Here is a 16,866-nt window from a genome sequence, read left to right as displayed (position 1 = left end):
TATACTATAAATTCAACTTTGCAACAGAACCTAAAAAAGTATATATATAATAATTCAAATAGTTCTGAGACATTAAAAACAAAAGTAAACGAATTAGAAAAGCAAATAGAAATCTTTGAAACTAGAGCTAAAAAAGATGAAAAATATATTGAGAATCTAACTAAACAATTAGATCAACAAAATAGCAATGTTAATACATTAAATAAACTGTTAGAGAATCAACAAATTTTAGCTTTAGAAAGTAATAAAAAAATTCAAAAATTGGAACATCAATTAGATAAAGAGAGACGACTTAATTATTCTCTCGATAAATCTATTAATAATAGAAAAGATAGTGATGTACAAGAAACAACATATACTAATGATTCTGTAAATATTGATCAATATCAAAAAGAACCAGATGTTCAACATAAGGATATATCTTATGCTCAAAGTGTTGAAAATACACAAGATGAAGAAGGTGTTTCTCATAATCAAAATGACAAGGTTACTGCTATAGAAGAAAATAAAACTAAGAAAGGTTTCTGGAGTCGATTGTTTGGTGGTTAATAATAGTTTTAAAAGATTATATTTATTAAATAAACGCTATAAGTTATTAAACTTGTAGCGTTTTTATTATGATATCAATTAATCACATATACATAATCAGTTCAAGGAAGACTTCTATTTCATTTAATTGTATGAAATAGAAAAATAATATTAATAAATCAATTAAATGAATATATGAACAAGGTAAATATATTAATAGATATTATGTTACTTTTAATGATAATATAATCATATAAATAGGATTATAGGAGGATATATTAAATGAATAATATTTGTTTTTTTTGTGGATCTAATAGTGGTTTAGATGAAAATTTTACAAAACAAACAAGAAACCTAATCAAATATGTAAAAGATAATCATTATAATATTGTTTATGGAGGTGGGAAGATTGGTCTAATGGGGGTAATTGCCGAAGAAGGTATAAAACACGATATTAAAGTGACAGGAATAATGCCTAAATTTCTAATCGATAAAGAAATAGGAAATAATGAGATAAGTAGACTCATTGAAGTTGCAGATATGAGTGAGAGAATACAAATGATGCTAAAAATGTCGGAAGGATTTATTGTGCTACCCGGTGGTTTTGGAACTTTTGAAGAGTTTTTTGAAATTTTATCTTGGAGTCAAATGGGATTACATAAAAAGCCGATAGGGTTATTAAATATTAACGGCTTTTTTGATCCGTTAGAAAATCTTTTAGATGGATGTATACAATCAGGCTTTGCACCTAAGGAGAATAAAAATTTATTTATAATAGAAAAAGATCCGGAGTCACTAATAAAAAAAATGAAAGATTTTCGTCATACAATGCCAAATAAATATGTTAATTAGAAGGAGGATAAAATGTGTATATTGATTTTATCAAAATAGAAAAAATCTACTTACACGAAAAAACAGAAAAACAAAGATTAGAAAAATTAAAAGCTAAGGTAACAAGAGAGAAAACACAAAGAAATCCTATTATTGTTACGGAATATAATAAAGTATATTTAGTTTTAGATGGGGCACATAGATATACTACTTTAAAAGAAATAGGATGCCAATATGCTATGTGTCAGGTTGTGGAAGAAAACGATTATTCAATAAAGATGTGGAAACATCAAATAACGTATGATGATTTTTTAAAGATAAATCCCAAATTAGATGATTATAGTTCTATAAATGCCAAAAGTATTGAATGTTTTTTTAAAGATGAATGTTTAAAAATAAATATAAGCAATTATGAATGCGATAATTTAGTTTTACATAAATATAAAAAACTTGTATCTAAAATTAATAGATGTAAATCTTTTAAAAGAATTTTAGATACAAATAGTAACTTACGTGATGAAGTACTGATAGTATATCCTAGTCTTACAATCGATATAATTAAAAATATAGTTTCTAAAGGCGAAACTATACCAGCTGGAATAAGCAGAGTCGATTTAAAATGTGGACGCGTTTTATCCGTTAATATTCCTTTAGAAATATTGAATAATCCTAAAAGACATCTTAATGTAAGTAAAAATATTAATACGAAGTTAAGAAAATACGAAGATACAGTATATATGTATGAAGGAGATATGATATATGAATAATTTATGTGACGGAAGAACAGTATATATTAATGGTAATTTAGTTGAAGATGTTTTAGATATTCCTATATTAAAAAATACGTATAAATACGTTTGTAAATATTATTCAATGCAAAAAGAACGTGATTACCACACATATTTAGAAGGTGACAATAGATATTCTAAAACGTTTTATCCTCCAAAATCTAAACAAGATTTAAAGGAAAAGAGACAAGTATATTATGATATCTCTAATGAATCTCATGGTATGTTAGGCAGAACACCAGATTTTTTAAATCCAGGTCTAATGAGCCTTTATTTTCATTCAGATTTTTTAGGTGAAAATAAATATGCTAATTTTACTTCTAATGCAAAAGATTATTATATATATGCCAAAAACAAAGACATTTTTGTGTCTCATGCATCTATAAATCCTCAAATAGATAGATCTAAAAAAATTAGTGAAATAGAAAATAAATATTCAGGTGTATATATAAATAGTTATGATAGAGATAATGTTTATGTAAGTGGAGCTAAAATGATAGTTACATTATCTCCTTTGGCAGACGAACTTTTAATATTCAATATGCCTGGTTTAAAAACTGGTGACGAAGATTATGCTATCGCTTTTTCTATACCAGTAAATACGGAGGGTATAAAGATTATATCAAGAAAAACAATTGATAAACCTGATTTTTCGAGATTTGATTACCCTCTTTCGAATTCTATGGAAGAGATAGATGCATATGTCATATTTGAAGAAGTAGCAGTGCCTTGGAATAGAGTTTTTGTATTTAAAGATATTGACAAATCAAACCAATTTTTTGATAAAACAAAAATTCGAAATCACACGGGACATCAAGATATAACAAGAGGATTAGTTAAACTTGAATTTTTAACTGGAACAGTGATAGAACTTGCGAATATATTAGGATTGAATAAATTTATTAATATTCAAGAAGAGTTAGGATACTTAACTAGTTCTATTGAATTAATAAAAGCTGGTATATATTTATGCGAAGAGAATGCAGAACAAAGCAATGGTATATACAATCCTGATATAGTAGCAATTCAATCTGTACGATATCATTTACCATTTATTTATAAAAGAGGCATTGATTTATTACAAAAGTTAGCAGCAGGATCAATGTTAGCAATACCTACACATAAGGATTACAACAATGAAAATAAAAAAATATTAAATGAAAGTTTGAAATCTAAATTAAGTACATCAGAATATAGAACGAAGTTATTAAATCTTAGTTGGGATATAACCGGAGAAGCGTTCGGTCAACGTCAAAAAGTATATGAATATTATCATGCAGGAGATCCTATGAGAATAGGTGCTAGTCATTACTTAAATTATGACAATGAAAGTTTAATTGAAAAAGTGAGGGAATTACTTGATACATTATAATTGTGCATGTTTAATAAAAATTAAAAATAAAAAAATATTCTTAGTTAGAACTCACGATAATAAAAAATATTATTTACCGGGCGGGAAAATAGAAGAAAACGAAACAGTTGATGAAGCATTATTAAGAGAACTTAAAGAGGAACTTTCATTAAATGTTACTGGAGATGAAGTGGTATTTTGGAAAACAATACAAGGAGCAGCTTATCCTGATACTAATAAAAAAGTTTTATTAAATTGTTTCTTTTTAAAAAATTCTACTTTTAATTATACTATTAAAAATGAAATTAATCATGCTAAATTTGTTTCTATATATGATAAAGAGACAATGGCTCCTGCAGTTATTAATGTTGTTAAAGCTTTGGAGGAAGATAACTATGTATAATATAAGTAAGTTGAAAGAAATATTTGAAGAAACTAAGTGTGATGTTTTAGTAGCAGTTACTAAAGAAAATGTTCAGTATTTCTCTGGTTTTTCACCTGTATGTAAAACATTAAGACCTTATACAAGTGACACTTATATAGTAATTCATAAAAATGATTTATCAACTATAAATGTTATACATTCTTTAGGAGAAATAGATCAGGTAATCGATAAATATCCTGATGTTCAATTAAATAAAGTGTATACTTATGGTGATTTTTATAGAGAATATATAGAAGCAGATTTGAATAATGATGAAAAGAAAATAAAAGAATATTCTCAAAAGCAATATAATTATAATAGTGCAAATGAAGCTTTATTAGCTATGTTAAAGGACTTAAAAGCTAAATCAGTCCTTCTTGATGACGAAGGACTTAATTTTAAAAAATATAAAGAAATTAGTTGGAAATTAAAAAATTTAGATATAATAGATGGATCTTATGAAATTAAAAGAATAAGAAGCATTAAGACTGAATCAGAAATACAATTACTAAAGAAGTCAGCCAATATAATAGAATATGCTATAAATCACATAAAAAATTTATCTAATACATCACTTACTGAAGACCTTATAGTTAAAGAATTTAATAAATGTGTTGCATCTTATGGGGGAGTCCCTGTATTACCAATGATTAAAATAGGTAGACAATCTGTAGGTGGGCAACGACAACCAAGTAATTCTGTTGAATTTCCAGAAGAGTCATTTATTTGGTTTGATTGCGATATATCTTATAAGGGATATTGGTCTGATGTAGCAAGAATTATTATATCCAAACATAGCGAATATAAGTATCAAAAAGAATATAATATATTACATCAAGCACAACGAGAGGCTATTCAAAAACTCCGACCAGGAATGAAGGCTTCAGAAGCATATAATTTAGTAATGAATTACGCTATTCAAAACGGAATGAAGCATTATAAACGTAATCATGTTGGTCACGGAATAGGGTTAGAACCATATGAAATGCCTGTTTTATCTAGAGATAATGATCAAATAATAGAAGAAAATATGGTTCTATGTATAGAAACACCTTATTATGAATATGGGTTAGGAGCATTACATGTAGAAGATTTAGTTTTAATAAAAGAAGAAGGGAATATAGTTCTTAATCAAACTTCAGGAGATTTAATAGAACGGGGGGATGAATGATGATACATAACTCTTTAGAAGATTTAATAGGCAATACACCTATATTAAGTATTAAAGGGGGATTGGTTCCATATAATAAAGAGTTATTTTTAAAATTAGAATATTTCAATCCTAACTTTAGCATAAAAGATCGAACAGCGTTAGGGCTTATTAAATATTCAATTGAAAATGGCGATTTAAGACCAGGTGATATTATTATAGAATCAACTTCTGGTAACTTAGGTAAGTCTTTAGCTATGTTTGGAGCAAGTAAAAACTTTAAAGTCATTTTAATTGTAGATCCTAAAATTGATAAGTCTTTATTAAACATGTACAAAGCTTATGGAGCAACTGTTGTAACTGTTACAGAAAAAGATGATAAAGGCGGATATCAGAAGACAAGGATTAATAAAGTAAAAGAGATTATAGACTCCAACCCAGAAAAAAGATATTTTTGGCCTAATCAATACGAAAATATATTTAATCAAAAATATCATTATCAAATTACATCAAATGAATTTTTAAACATAGATACAGATTTTATTACCTCACCAGTAAGTACAGGAGGACATCTTTCTGGTATAGCAGAAAAAATGAAAGAGCTAAATAAAAAATTAGATATTATAGGAGCAGATGTACGAGGATCTTGTATTTTTGAAAACAATCCGAAATCTTACCTTTTAAATGGTGTCGGACTATCTTGGAAAAGTAATAATTTGAAAGAAAAATATTTAGATTGGTATTCGATAGTTTCCGATGATTTAGCTATATCAATCTGTAGATATTTTTCTGAAAATTATGGTCTTCTAATAGGAGGATCTGCAGGACTCTCAATAGCTACAGCTTTAAAAGCCCTTCAAACAAGTAAGTATAATAAAGGTTTAGCTATTGTTCCAGATACAGGTATCAATTATTTAAACCAAATTTATGATGATAAATGGGTAAGTGATAATGCTATTTCCCTTAAACAAGGTAAAGAATTGTATGAAAGTATAAATGAAATAAAAATAAAAGAGGTGTAAATTATTTATGACTTTTAGTGAATATATTGTCAATTTTAACATTATACAGTTTGGTAATTTTACGTTAAAGTCAGGTAGAAAAAGTCCATACTTTTTTAACTTTGGATTATTTAATAATGGAGAAATGATAGATAAATTAGGAGAATATTATGCAGATACAATTGTTGAAGCAAATATTGATTTTGATATAGTTTATGGTTCAGCATATAAAGGTATTCCTATAGCTTTATCAACTGTTATGGCTTTAAAGACAAAATATGGTATTAATAAAGGTTATACTTTTAATAGAAAAGAAGAAAAAAAACATGGTGATAAAGGTGTATATGTAGGATCAGATTTAACCAATAAAAAAGTGTTATCAGTTGATGATGTATTAACTTCTGGTAAAACGACTGTTGAAACAAAAAAATTTATCGATAAAAATGGAGGACAACTTGTTGCTAGCTTAGTGGCTTTAAATAGAGGAGAACAATATTTTAATAATAGTAACTATTCTGCCGAAGTAGGATTAAAAAATCAATATAATATTGACATATTATCTATAGCAAATATTAATGATGTACTGAAGACTTTAAATAATAAAAAAATGTTTGAAGAATTTAAAAAATTAGATTTGTATATAAAAGAGTATGTTTAGAAATAATAACATCTCTTTTTAAATAATTTATTTTAATATATGTTTTATATCAATAATTTGCTGAAAGAGGTTACTATTTTATGGATCTATTAAACATTTATAATTTTATGAACAAAAAATTAATGATGGATAAAACGGGTCATGGTATTTCTCACATAAAACGTGTTGAAAATATAGCTAAAAAGATAGCTTCTGAAGAAAAAATACAAAATAAAGAATGGGAAATTATACAGGCGTGTGTATACTTGCATGATATTATTGATGATAAAGTTACTAAAAATATAGATTTAGCAAAAAAAGAAGTAATAGATATATTAAAAGAATCTAATGCAAAAGAAAAAGAAATAGAAATGATTATGTATATAATAAATAATATGTCTTATTCTAAAAACTTAAAGAAAAAAATAACATTAAATAAAATAGGTCAGATTGTTCAAGATGCAGACAGAATAGACGCTTTAGGAGCTGTAGGAATATCTAGAGCCTTCTATTATGGGGGTTCTAAAGGGCACTCAATGTATAATGATAATAAAGCAAGACCAATTAATGAATTAAACGAAGATAATTATAGAAATAATAGTAGTGTTATCAACCATTTTTATGAAAAATTATTAGTTTTACATACTACTATGAATACAGAAGAAGGGAAAAAAATAGCATATCAAAGAACAGAAACTATGAAAGAATTTTTAGAAAAATTCAAAAATGAAGTGGAAGTTAATTTATAATGATAAAACCTAACTATTTATTAAAAGAAAAGTTTTTTGAAAAAATTTTTTCTCCTTATCATTCTAAAAGTAAACAAAAGATAATAATTGTTGAGCACTGTGTAACTAATACTGTAGATTTCATAAAATTTTTAAGTAATTATTATGACGTTTATTTTATACCTAAACCTAATAGCCTTGATAAAGATATTATGAATATATTGGAGGATTATGTCACATTCTTGTTTATAAATAAAGAACAACTGAAAAATAAAAAAGAATTGATTAATCTTATAGATGAATATGTTGGAAAATCTAAATTTTATATTATAGATATAGGAGGATATTTCTCTTGGAATTATAAAGTTATAAACGAATATTACTCTAATCAAATATTAAGTATAATAGAGGATACGGAAAACGGTTTACAAAAATATGAAAAAGAAATTAAAAATTTAAAAGAAAATAACTTAGTTCAAAGAGTACCTATATGTACTGTAGCTAGAAGTATTTTAAAAATAGAAGAAGATTTTTTAGTAGGAAATGAAGTTGCTATTAAATCAGAAGTGTTTTTATCTGAATTTGGAACAAATTTAATTGGTAAAAAAGTTTTAGTCATAGGTTTTGGAAAAATTGGTAGTAGTTTATCCCAATCATTGAAACATAGAGGTGCTATAGTTTATGTCTTAGATAAGCAAGCAGTAAGACAAGCATTTGCCATTTCTCAAGGATATTTATATGAAGATTTTGATAATCTATTAAATAATTTAGATATTATATATATAGCAAATGGAGAAAAGTCTATAGATATAGATTATTTAAATAGAAAATGCTCAGGAAAGTTATATATTTTTTCAGTTACATCTGTAGACGACACTTTTAAGAATATAGAATATTTTAAAAATGCTTTAGAAATAGAAGGTCAAGTTCCATATTATTCTTTAAATACTGAATTAGAAGGATCCATTATTGTTGCTAATAAAGGAAATGCTATTAATTTTACATATACAAATTCAACTTTAGCCTCGTTTGTACAAATGACTCAAGGTGAAATGCTATTACTACTTAATGATAAAGTAAAAACAATTACAAATTCAGGAATTACAGAACTTAAAAAAACAGATCAAGAAAATATAGCTAAAATTTGGCTAGAAGAATATATAGCTTTAGATAATACAGGAGGTAAACTTGAATAAAGTATTGTATTTTAAAATTATATCAATAGGTACATTAGCCTTTTTTAGTGTATTATTAGAAACTTCATTAAATATTGCATTTCCAAATTTAAAAAACTTTTTTTCAAAAAATTATGATACGCTAAATTGGTTAACTACTGGATATCTTCTTACTTCTACTTTTGTTGTTGCAACAGCTACATATCTACAAAATAGATACTCAGAAAAGCACTTGTTTATTGTATCATGGATAACATTTTTTATAGGATGTATATTAGCTTTGTTTAGTAATAACTTTTATTTACTTTTACTAGCTAGATGCATTGAAGGTATAGGATCTGGAATAGCTATCCCATTATTATTTTTAACTGTAATAACACAAACTTCCCGCAAAAAAGTGGGTAGTATGATGGCTTTAGCTACTGTAACAATCGCTTCAGCACCTGCTATAGGACCTGTTTATGGAGGCCTTATAATCCATTTATTAAACTGGAAGTATATGTTTCTTTTTCCTATTCCATTTCTATTAATTTCAATGTTCATAGGACTTAAGTGTTTAAGTAATGTAAATAATTCTAAAATAACAAATACAACATTAAAGGGTATAGTAGGAGTTTCAGTATTACTAACAGGAATTCTAATACTCATTAATAAACTTCTTATTAACTTTTGGCATGCCATTATAGGATTAACTTTAATATTTGTAGGTTATGTCATAATAAAATTCAAAAGTATAGAGTTTATAAATATCAAATTTGTAAAAAATAAATATGTCTTTATAAACTTAACAATATTCTCTTTACTCCAATTTTTTTCTTTATCACTTTCTTATTTAATACCAACCATGGTTCAAACAGTTTTTAATATTAATGCATTGAATGCATCTTTTGTGGTTATAATTGGATCTTTTATGAATGCTCTTTTTGTAGTTATAGGGGGATTTTTACTAGATCGTTTAGGTGTAAAAATAATATACATAGGACTATTACTAAATACACTTTCTTTTGCTTTATCTTTATTTACATACACGAGTGTTTTATGCTTAGCAATAAATTATGGCTTATTTATGATAGGTTTAGGCCTATCATACGGTAACATTATGACCAATACATTAACTAATACTCATGAATATGCTAAAACTGATGTTAATACCGTATTTTCAACAATGCAAACATATACAGGATCAATAGGAGTTATTTTGAGTGGAACAATAGTAACTTTATTTCAAAATTCTTATGGATTAGTTAGAGGTATAGAAAACGCAACGTTTTTTATACTTAGTATATTTTTTATATTAAGTATAATATTAGTAATATTTTTTAATGTTATTAGAAAAAACTACTAATATTTGATGAAATAAATTTTAGTATTAAACCTCTTCTATATAGAACGAATTATTTTTTAAATGTGTAATATCAACGATAACAACATTCATATTATCTTTATAAAGTTCCTCAATTAAAATAGAAGTGTTATTTTCAATAACTAAAGCGACACATTCAGTAAAATTAACTTTAAAAGATAATGAGGTGTAATTGCAAAAGCATAGTGATTTCTGGCAACGTAAGTTTAGAATTTAATACTATTTATGGGTGCGTTTAAAATGGCTATAGAAAAAGCAAAAGAATATAAAAATTACGGAAATTTATCAAGCATTGTTATGGGGGCTTCCGCAATTTCATTGTTTTTCTTATTAATTATTAAACTTACATTTGAATAGTCTTTTTTAGACTATTTTGTTAACTTTTATATTAGGTACAGTTATTGATGTTATTCCAGATTTTTTAGAGAAGAATGTGAAACGTATAATTTGGGATTTGATATTTATCTTAATTATAATTTTGATACTTTTTGTATTTTGAAATTGTAAATTATCAAAAAGTTTTTAAATTTGACATAATTTACTCCTTTTTCTTTAAGCTTTCAAAAACGAAGGTAAAATAGGCAGTAAAGGAGAGAAATTGATGGTACTATGAACCACAAATTAATAAATATTAGCTATTATGAGATATAAAAATATACACTTATTTCAGTAGGAAAATGAGATAATATAATCAAAATCTTCATATTCAAAAACAAATGTTAATGAGAAAAGAGTATAGAAAAGAGAGCATATTTACGCTCTCTTTTCTTTTTTTATTATTAAAAGCTCATAATAGATTATGATCATCTGTTTTGGGACGCTGTGAGAAGCTCTCATTTGCATCGAAGTAAAGTTTATTAAACCAAATTATTATCGTGTTTAATTCTATAAACAGTCTGCCTTGTTATATTCACTTCTTTCGCAATTTTACTAATTGCTTGACCTTCTTCTAACATTTCTATAACTCTATGATAAATAATACGTTTTTGAGGATCTTTCGCATTGGGCGAATATAACAAAGGACGTCCTTTATATACACCTTTTTCTTTCGCAACTTGAATACCTTGTGCTTGTCTACGTTTACTTTCATTTCGTTCTTGTTCTGAAACCATTGCTAATATTTGAATGATTAGATCTTTCATAAATTTATCTAATAATGGATTGCCAATCACTTCATTCATCATAGGTAAGCTAGTAATCATCAATTGAACTTCTTTGTCTTTTAAATAATTAACGGTATGAATCACTTCATCATAATTACGACCTAAACGATCAATTGATTCCACGACAAACCGATCTCCGATTCTCACAAAGTTAAGTGCTTCTTGAAGTATCGGTCTATTTTCAATAGATTTCCCAGACTGTTTTTCTGTAAATATTTTTTCAGCACCAAACATCTTTAAATTTTCAAGTTGTCTTTCTAAATTTTGATCGATAGATGATACTCTCGCATAGCCAACAATCATTGATTTTCACCTCGTAATTAATATACACCCTAATCATACGTTTTAGTTGCTATAAATTCAACAACTATATGTGTATGATTAGGGTGTATTTTGTTTAACTTTTACTATTGTTGAAAGTTAAGTTGTATTTACTTATCATTCTTTCGATCTTCTATTTTATTGAGATAGCGATAAATTGTTGTACGTGAAACTTGCCATTGTTCCGCAATTGTCTTAATCGGTGTACCATTATCATATAGTGTTTTGAGTAGTTTTAAATCTTTATTATTTAGCTTTTCTGGTCTCCCTCCATAGCGTCCTCTAGCGCGAGCTGCAATTCGACCAGCTGAAGAACGTTCTAAAATTAAGTTACGTTCAAATTCTGCAAATGCTGCGAATAAATGAAATAACAATTGTCCTGTAGAACTTGATTTATCCATTGTTATATTTTCTTCTAAACTATGAAAACTCACGCCTCGATTATTAAGTTCATTAACTAATGTGATTAAATCTTCCATATTACGCCCTAGTCTATCTAGTCTCCAAACAACAATCGTATCTCCTGCCCTCGCAAATTCAATGGCTTTATCTAAACCAGGACGTTTACTTTTTGATCCACTTATGTGGTCACTAAATATCTTTTCACAACCATATTGATTTAATTGATCTTCCTGCAAATTTAAATTTTGTAAACCAGTTGAAACTCTTGCATAACCTATTTTCAAAATACAAACCTCCTATATACATCTTTATTGTATCATAACTTGATCCTAACCATATTTATGAACATAGATTTTCTGTTGGGTTATTGAACACTAAAATATGTATACTCGCTATATATATAGACAAAAAAGAGAGTGTACAGAAAATGGTTATTTTATGTACACTCTCATCTTTACTAATATATTTTAAATGTTATTAACAAAACTAATTTAATAAGAGTCAAGTATAGTTTACATATGTATAATGTTTGAAACATATCTCTAATTACTTTTTACTAATATCATTTAAAATGTCTCGCAATTCTTCAATTTCTTTGTTATTTAATTCTTCATTTTTCGCAAAATTTAGCACTAAACTTTTCATGTCCCCTCCATACAGTTTATTAAGAAAAGTTTTAGCAGTTTTCATTTTAATATCGTCTTCTTTAATATTTGATGAGTAAAAATAAATATTCTCTGATTTGTATCGTTTTATAATCTCTTTTTTATATAGTCTTGTGATTAATGTTCTAATTGTTTTATCGCTAACTTCTTTATATTTTTGAATTTCAACTACAATTTCATTAGCTGATACTGATTTTTTATCCCATATTATATTCATAACATCCCATTCAGCCATAGATATTTCAACTTGCTTATTGGCCATTTAAAACACCCATTTCTTTTAATATTTTTTCACTGATTAATTCAGCATTTTTCCCAGACGGGTTTCCATCTGATAAATGTGTAGCAAAATAATACTTATCATGATTTGTAATTACGTAACCTACAAACCACCCATTATTATACTTCCCGTTTACTATACCTGTACCTGTTTTCCCATACAGTTCATACTTTTCATTTTTCTTAATCAATAATGAAGAAGATAATTGATTCTTTGCTTTTTTACTAAAATGGTTATTTTGTTCCATCATATTTTTAAAAACTATTACTTGTTCAAGATTAGATATTTTCAAACTATCTTCCATCCAATAGTTTTTATAACTTCCCAAATTTTCATTACCATAATTTAATTGCTTGAGTTGAGCCGCAGTATAGTTCTTTGGTATTTGATTACTAATACGTTCGAAGTACCAATTAACTGAATTTTGCATTGCTGTATTTAAATCTTGTTCCTTATTCCAAGACTCGAAAGGATAATGTTTATGATTCCATGACATACGTGAATTTTTATCACTTATGATATGACGGTCAAGTCCAAACATCGCTAAATAAATTTTATAAGTTGAATCAGGAGAATATCTTTTTCTACTTTCTTTTTCATTATAAATATAGTATTTGTCTTTCTTCATGCTGTACATGACGAAAGATCCACTATTTGAACCAAAATTTTTACTTTCATCTAAAATTTGGTGATCGTTCTGTAAGGGCTTTTTATAATTATAATCAGTTATGGATTGCCCCATCAAAAACTGGCTTTGAATTACTATGAGCAAAAAAGTAAAAATACAAATAAAAATTGGAATTAATTTAGACTGTTTTTTCAAATTGGCTTCTTTTATATTAATTAATCTTCTTTTGAGTAATGACTTTTTACCATTAAATGAATGGCTTAATATATTTTTATTAAAAAATGGAATATTTAATACGGAGTCCATAATAGATTCCGCATAAGTTTTAAATTCATTTTTGTTAATATTATTAAGAACAAATCTATCAGCTTCTACTTCATTGTCATGAATTATCTTTCTTTTTACAATATGTATTAATGGATTGTAACTCATAACAATAGAGAAGATATTAAAGATAATTAAATGTAAAGTATCTCTATTTTTAGCATGAGCATATTCATGCAGTATTATATATTTTAGTCTTTTATCAATTACACTTTTAAAATATGAACTAGGAATCAAAATAATATATTTCCCATACCAAAAAGTTATTGGAGATTGAATAGTCTCTGCTTTTCGAATCACAATATTTTTTTATATTGATGGTTGAAAAGTATCGTATCTACTTTATTTTTTTCATTTTCGTTTAGATAAAGTGACTGTTTCTTTAAATATTTAAGATATAATAAGGATTTCAAAAATTTAAAACTTAAAATAATAACTAAAACTATCCAAACAACTGTGCAGATATTATCAATTGAATCCCAATTAAACTTATGGATATCTGTTGTGAACTCTTGAATAGGTTTGGTGGTATTTATGTTATGGTTCAAGTCGTGTGACTTACTTTCAACTGTGGGCGCTTGATTATTCACATTATTAAATTTTATAAAAGAGAATTTAATTGGGATAAAAGGTATTAATCCAGCAAGCACTGTTAGATACCAAACTTTATAATTTAAACTATAATTAAAATAGCGTTTTAATATGTACTTAAAAAATACTAACAATAGAAATATAAAACAAAAGCTTACTACGCTCGTTATTAGTAATTTAGCCATTTTGACACCTTCTTTCAAATATTTATAATAAATAATTGACACAAATATTACAAATGTAATATTATATATTCGTAAAAATTACATTTGTAATATTGGAGGGTTTATTTTGAAAAAGTTAATATTTTTAATTGCAATTGCTTTAGTTTTAAGTGCATGTAATTCAAACAGTCCACATGCCAAAGAGTTAAATGATTTAGAAAAAAAATATAATGCTCATATTGGTGTTTATGCTTTAGATACTAAAAGTGGTAAGGAAGTAAAATTTAATTCAGATAAGAGATTTGCCTATGCTTCGACTTCAAAAGCGATAAATAGTGCTATTTTGTTAGAACAAGTACCTTATAATAAGTTAAATAAAAAAATACATATTAACAAAGATGATATAGTTGCTTATTCTCCTATTTTAGAAAAATATGTAGGAAAAGATATCACTTTAAAAGAACTTATTGAGGCTTCAATGACATATAGTGATAATACAGCAAACAATAAAATTATAAAAGAGATCGGTGGGATCAAAAAAGTTAAACAACGTCTAAAAGGACTAGGAGATAAAGTAACAAATCCAGTTAGATATGAGATAGAATTAAATTATTATTCACCAAAGAGCAAAAAAGATACTTCAACACCTGCTGCTTTCGGTAAGACTTTAAATAAACTTATCGCAAATGGAAAATTAAGCAAAGAAAACAAAAAATTCTTACTTGATTTAATGTTAAATAATAAAAGCGGAGATACTTTAATTAAAGACGGTGTTTCAAAAGACTGTAAGGTTGCTGATAAAAGTGGTCAAGCAATAACATATGCTTCTAGAAATGATGTTGCTTTTGTTTATCCTAAGGGCCAATCTGAACCTATTGTTTTAGTCATTTTTACGAATAAAGACAATAAAAGTGATAAGCCAAATGATAAGTTGATAAGTGAAACCGCCAAGAGTGTAATGAAGGAATTTTAATATTCTAAATGCATAATAAATACTGATATCATCTTATAGTTTGTATTATCGTTGACATGTATAATTTTGATATCAAAAACTGATTTTCCCTCTATTATTTTCGATATTTATTTTCTTAATTCTCTTTAACAAACTAGAAATATTGTATATACAAAAAATCATAAATAATAGATGAATAGTTTAATTATAGGTATTCATCAATCGAAAAAGCAACGTATCTTATTTAAAGTGCGTTGCTTTTTTCTCATTTATAAGGTTAAATAATTCTCATATATCAAGCAAAGTGACAAACAACTTATTTTATGTGATTAGGGTGTACTCTAGTCATTTATTTTGTAAACCTTCCATATATAAGAACCAAAATAGTATAAATAAATATTATTAAAAACATAGTCGTGAACATAGACTGAATAAAACAAATAATAATATGATATACAACAGTAGGAGTGGACCCTAATATTTCTACAGACGTATTATTCAGTTTAAATATTAAATAATCGAAGAGAAATGAACTTCCTATTATAGATACGAGTCCAATGATAGGTAAAGTAAGAAATAGTAATTTTCCCTTTTCGTAGTTTCTATATAATGCTAGAAATCTATCCTCATCTTTGTACATATGATCCAATAGAATTTTAGCAATTTTATAAGAAACTGGCACAGCTATAATTATTAATATAAAAATTGCAAATGGATTGGAAAAACTTAAAAAATATGTAATATAAATTGAAATCAAGGGAATTGTCGATAAAAAGCATATATCTAATATAAGTTTTTTGTCTTCCCTTCCATTACTTTTCTTTTCAAGAAATTCTATATCTTTTTGATACTCTTCGTTGTTTTGAATGTTTTTTAAATATGATTTAACCTTTTTCATTTAATACTCCCATCTTGTCTTTGTATTCAACTAATTAGCCTTAATGTTAGCAATTTTATAGTATCAAAGAAAATCAATAATTCTAATTATAGAATTGCACTTACTTTTCTTATATTTTTGCATTCATCTACACTTGGTGATATACTGAATTTAACAAATAGTGTACTAGCATGATAAACACCGAGCCCGATAACTACTGCGAATAGTTATCGGGCTCTTTTGGTGTATTAGCTATATGTCGTCGCTAAATTACTTCTCACGATTATTCAGCCAATGAGAAAATAATGTGAGTATAACTCCTACTACGATAGGAGCTATAATAGTTACAAATAGTGTACTGAACATGATGTCACCTCCTTCCATGCTAAATACAGCACAGAAGTGAACGACGACCTTTGTATTATACCATTTCTAATAATTGAGTTACAGATGACTTCCGATAAGTCATTTTATGTTATATCTTTGCTTTTTTATAGTATCAAGACAAGAAGAAACTCGTTTC

Annotated in this window: 17 protein-coding genes and 1 pseudogene; 12 read left to right on the top strand and 6 right to left on the bottom strand. The window is 26.4% G+C overall.

The window, feature by feature from the left end:
- From HMPREF2642_RS00090 to HMPREF2642_RS00040, 11 genes are all read left to right on the top strand, one after another.
- On the top strand, positions 1-549 hold a 549-nt coding region (locus HMPREF2642_RS00090; RefSeq protein ID WP_070597486.1), incomplete at its 5' end, for a DUF536 domain-containing protein.
- 261 nt (positions 550-810) lie between these two features.
- Positions 811-1,380: an LOG family protein gene (locus HMPREF2642_RS00085; RefSeq protein ID WP_070597482.1), complete on the top strand. Its 570-nt coding sequence runs from the start codon at positions 811-813 to the stop codon at positions 1,378-1,380.
- A 14-nt stretch (positions 1,381-1,394) separates the two neighbouring features.
- Positions 1,395-2,126, top strand: a complete 732-nt coding sequence (locus tag HMPREF2642_RS00080; RefSeq protein WP_070597480.1) for a ParB N-terminal domain-containing protein — start codon at positions 1,395-1,397, stop codon at positions 2,124-2,126.
- Positions 2,119-3,519 carry a 4-hydroxyphenylacetate 3-hydroxylase N-terminal domain-containing protein gene (locus HMPREF2642_RS00075; protein WP_070597478.1) on the top strand — a complete coding sequence of 467 codons (1,401 nt, stop codon included), beginning with the start codon at positions 2,119-2,121 and terminating at the stop codon, positions 3,517-3,519. Before HMPREF2642_RS00080 ends, HMPREF2642_RS00075 begins: the two co-directional genes overlap by 8 nt.
- Positions 3,506-3,901 carry an NUDIX hydrolase gene (locus HMPREF2642_RS00070; protein ID WP_083300166.1) on the top strand — a complete coding sequence of 132 codons (396 nt, stop codon included), beginning with the start codon at positions 3,506-3,508 and terminating at the stop codon, positions 3,899-3,901. The genes HMPREF2642_RS00075 and HMPREF2642_RS00070 overlap by 14 nt, the downstream gene beginning before the upstream one ends.
- Positions 3,894-5,093 carry a M24 family metallopeptidase gene (locus HMPREF2642_RS00065; RefSeq protein ID WP_070597476.1) on the top strand — a complete coding sequence of 400 codons (1,200 nt, stop codon included), beginning with the start codon at positions 3,894-3,896 and terminating at the stop codon, positions 5,091-5,093. The genes HMPREF2642_RS00070 and HMPREF2642_RS00065 overlap by 8 nt, the downstream gene beginning before the upstream one ends.
- Positions 5,093-6,094: a pyridoxal-phosphate dependent enzyme gene (locus HMPREF2642_RS00060; protein WP_070597475.1), complete on the top strand. Its 1,002-nt coding sequence runs from the start codon at positions 5,093-5,095 to the stop codon at positions 6,092-6,094. Before HMPREF2642_RS00065 ends, HMPREF2642_RS00060 begins: the two co-directional genes overlap by 1 nt.
- Before the next feature lie 7 nt (positions 6,095-6,101).
- Positions 6,102-6,731: an orotate phosphoribosyltransferase gene (pyrE, locus tag HMPREF2642_RS00055; protein ID WP_070597473.1), complete on the top strand. Its 630-nt coding sequence runs from the start codon at positions 6,102-6,104 to the stop codon at positions 6,729-6,731.
- 107 nt (positions 6,732-6,838) lie between these two features.
- Positions 6,839-7,459: an HD domain-containing protein gene (locus HMPREF2642_RS00050; protein ID WP_176744835.1), complete on the top strand. Its 621-nt coding sequence runs from the start codon at positions 6,839-6,841 to the stop codon at positions 7,457-7,459.
- Positions 7,459-8,634, top strand: a complete 1,176-nt coding sequence (locus HMPREF2642_RS00045; RefSeq protein ID WP_070597469.1) for an NAD(P)-dependent oxidoreductase — start codon at positions 7,459-7,461, stop codon at positions 8,632-8,634. Before HMPREF2642_RS00050 ends, HMPREF2642_RS00045 begins: the two co-directional genes overlap by 1 nt.
- Entirely contained in the window at positions 8,627-9,958 is a 1,332-nt protein-coding gene (locus HMPREF2642_RS00040) for an MFS transporter (protein ID WP_070597467.1), read from the top strand. Before HMPREF2642_RS00045 ends, HMPREF2642_RS00040 begins: the two co-directional genes overlap by 8 nt.
- A gap of 875 nt (positions 9,959-10,833) precedes the next feature.
- Here HMPREF2642_RS00040 and HMPREF2642_RS00030 read toward each other — a convergent pair.
- From HMPREF2642_RS00030 to blaR1, 4 genes and pseudogenes are all read right to left on the bottom strand, one after another.
- Positions 10,834-11,442 (bottom strand): recombinase family protein, encoded by a 609-nt coding sequence (locus tag HMPREF2642_RS00030; protein WP_070597466.1) that lies wholly within the window; start codon positions 11,440-11,442, stop codon positions 10,834-10,836.
- Between the two features lie 128 nt (positions 11,443-11,570).
- Positions 11,571-12,146: a recombinase family protein gene (locus tag HMPREF2642_RS00025; RefSeq protein WP_049326568.1), complete on the bottom strand. Its 576-nt coding sequence runs from the start codon at positions 12,144-12,146 to the stop codon at positions 11,571-11,573.
- Positions 12,147-12,408: 262 nt separating this feature from the next.
- Positions 12,409-12,789 carry a penicillinase repressor BlaI gene (gene blaI, locus HMPREF2642_RS00020; RefSeq protein ID WP_001284653.1) on the bottom strand — a complete coding sequence of 127 codons (381 nt, stop codon included), beginning with the start codon at positions 12,787-12,789 and terminating at the stop codon, positions 12,409-12,411.
- Positions 12,779-14,535, bottom strand: a pseudogene (blaR1, locus tag HMPREF2642_RS00015) (beta-lactam sensor/signal transducer BlaR1). The gene blaI and the pseudogene blaR1 overlap by 11 nt, the downstream one beginning before the upstream one ends.
- A gap of 106 nt (positions 14,536-14,641) precedes the next feature.
- Between blaR1 and blaZ the strand changes: the two are divergent.
- A complete protein-coding gene (gene blaZ, locus HMPREF2642_RS00010; protein ID WP_000733268.1) occupies positions 14,642-15,487 on the top strand; it encodes a penicillin-hydrolyzing class A beta-lactamase BlaZ in 846 nt (281 codons plus the stop codon).
- Between the two features lie 328 nt (positions 15,488-15,815).
- On the opposite strand, the gene HMPREF2642_RS00005 is transcribed toward blaZ, so the two are convergent.
- Both HMPREF2642_RS00005 and HMPREF2642_RS11325 read right to left on the bottom strand, forming a co-directional pair.
- Positions 15,816-16,364 (bottom strand): hypothetical protein, encoded by a 549-nt coding sequence (locus tag HMPREF2642_RS00005; RefSeq protein ID WP_002441962.1) that lies wholly within the window; start codon positions 16,362-16,364, stop codon positions 15,816-15,818.
- Positions 16,365-16,613: 249 nt separating this feature from the next.
- Positions 16,614-16,709 carry a type I toxin-antitoxin system Fst family toxin gene (locus HMPREF2642_RS11325; RefSeq protein WP_000493115.1) on the bottom strand — a complete coding sequence of 32 codons (96 nt, stop codon included), beginning with the start codon at positions 16,707-16,709 and terminating at the stop codon, positions 16,614-16,616.
- Positions 16,710-16,866 lie beyond the last annotated feature (157 nt).

It is taken from the genome of Staphylococcus sp. HMSC055A09 (assembly GCF_001809655.1).
GTDB lineage: Bacteria > Bacillota > Bacilli > Staphylococcales > Staphylococcaceae > Staphylococcus > Staphylococcus capitis.
Note: the sequence above shows the minus strand (reverse complement) of the source record. Positions and strands in the feature narration are given on the sequence as shown.

What these genes read in the sequence shown, in the direction of transcription:
- HMPREF2642_RS00085 (WP_070597482.1), top strand. Translation starts at nt 811, where the DNA reads ATGAATAATATTTGTTTTTTTTGTGGATCTAATAGTGGTTTAGATGAA.
- HMPREF2642_RS00075 (WP_070597478.1), top strand. Translation starts at nt 2,119, where the DNA reads ATGAATAATTTATGTGACGGAAGAACAGTATATATTAATGGTAATTTA.
- HMPREF2642_RS00065 (WP_070597476.1), top strand. Translation starts at nt 3,894, where the DNA reads ATGTATAATATAAGTAAGTTGAAAGAAATATTTGAAGAAACTAAGTGT.
- HMPREF2642_RS00060 (WP_070597475.1), top strand. Translation starts at nt 5,093, where the DNA reads ATGATACATAACTCTTTAGAAGATTTAATAGGCAATACACCTATATTA.
- pyrE (WP_070597473.1), top strand. Translation starts at nt 6,102, where the DNA reads ATGACTTTTAGTGAATATATTGTCAATTTTAACATTATACAGTTTGGT.
- HMPREF2642_RS00050 (WP_176744835.1), top strand. Translation starts at nt 6,839, where the DNA reads ATGAACAAAAAATTAATGATGGATAAAACGGGTCATGGTATTTCTCAC.
- HMPREF2642_RS00045 (WP_070597469.1), top strand. Translation starts at nt 7,459, where the DNA reads ATGATAAAACCTAACTATTTATTAAAAGAAAAGTTTTTTGAAAAAATT.
- HMPREF2642_RS00030 (WP_070597466.1), bottom strand. Translation starts at nt 11,442, where the DNA reads ATGATTGTTGGCTATGCGAGAGTATCATCTATCGATCAAAATTTAGAA.
- blaI (WP_001284653.1), bottom strand. Translation starts at nt 12,789, where the DNA reads ATGGCCAATAAGCAAGTTGAAATATCTATGGCTGAATGGGATGTTATG.
- HMPREF2642_RS00005 (WP_002441962.1), bottom strand. Translation starts at nt 16,364, where the DNA reads ATGAAAAAGGTTAAATCATATTTAAAAAACATTCAAAACAACGAAGAG.
- HMPREF2642_RS11325 (WP_000493115.1), bottom strand. Translation starts at nt 16,709, where the DNA reads ATGTTCAGTACACTATTTGTAACTATTATAGCTCCTATCGTAGTAGGA.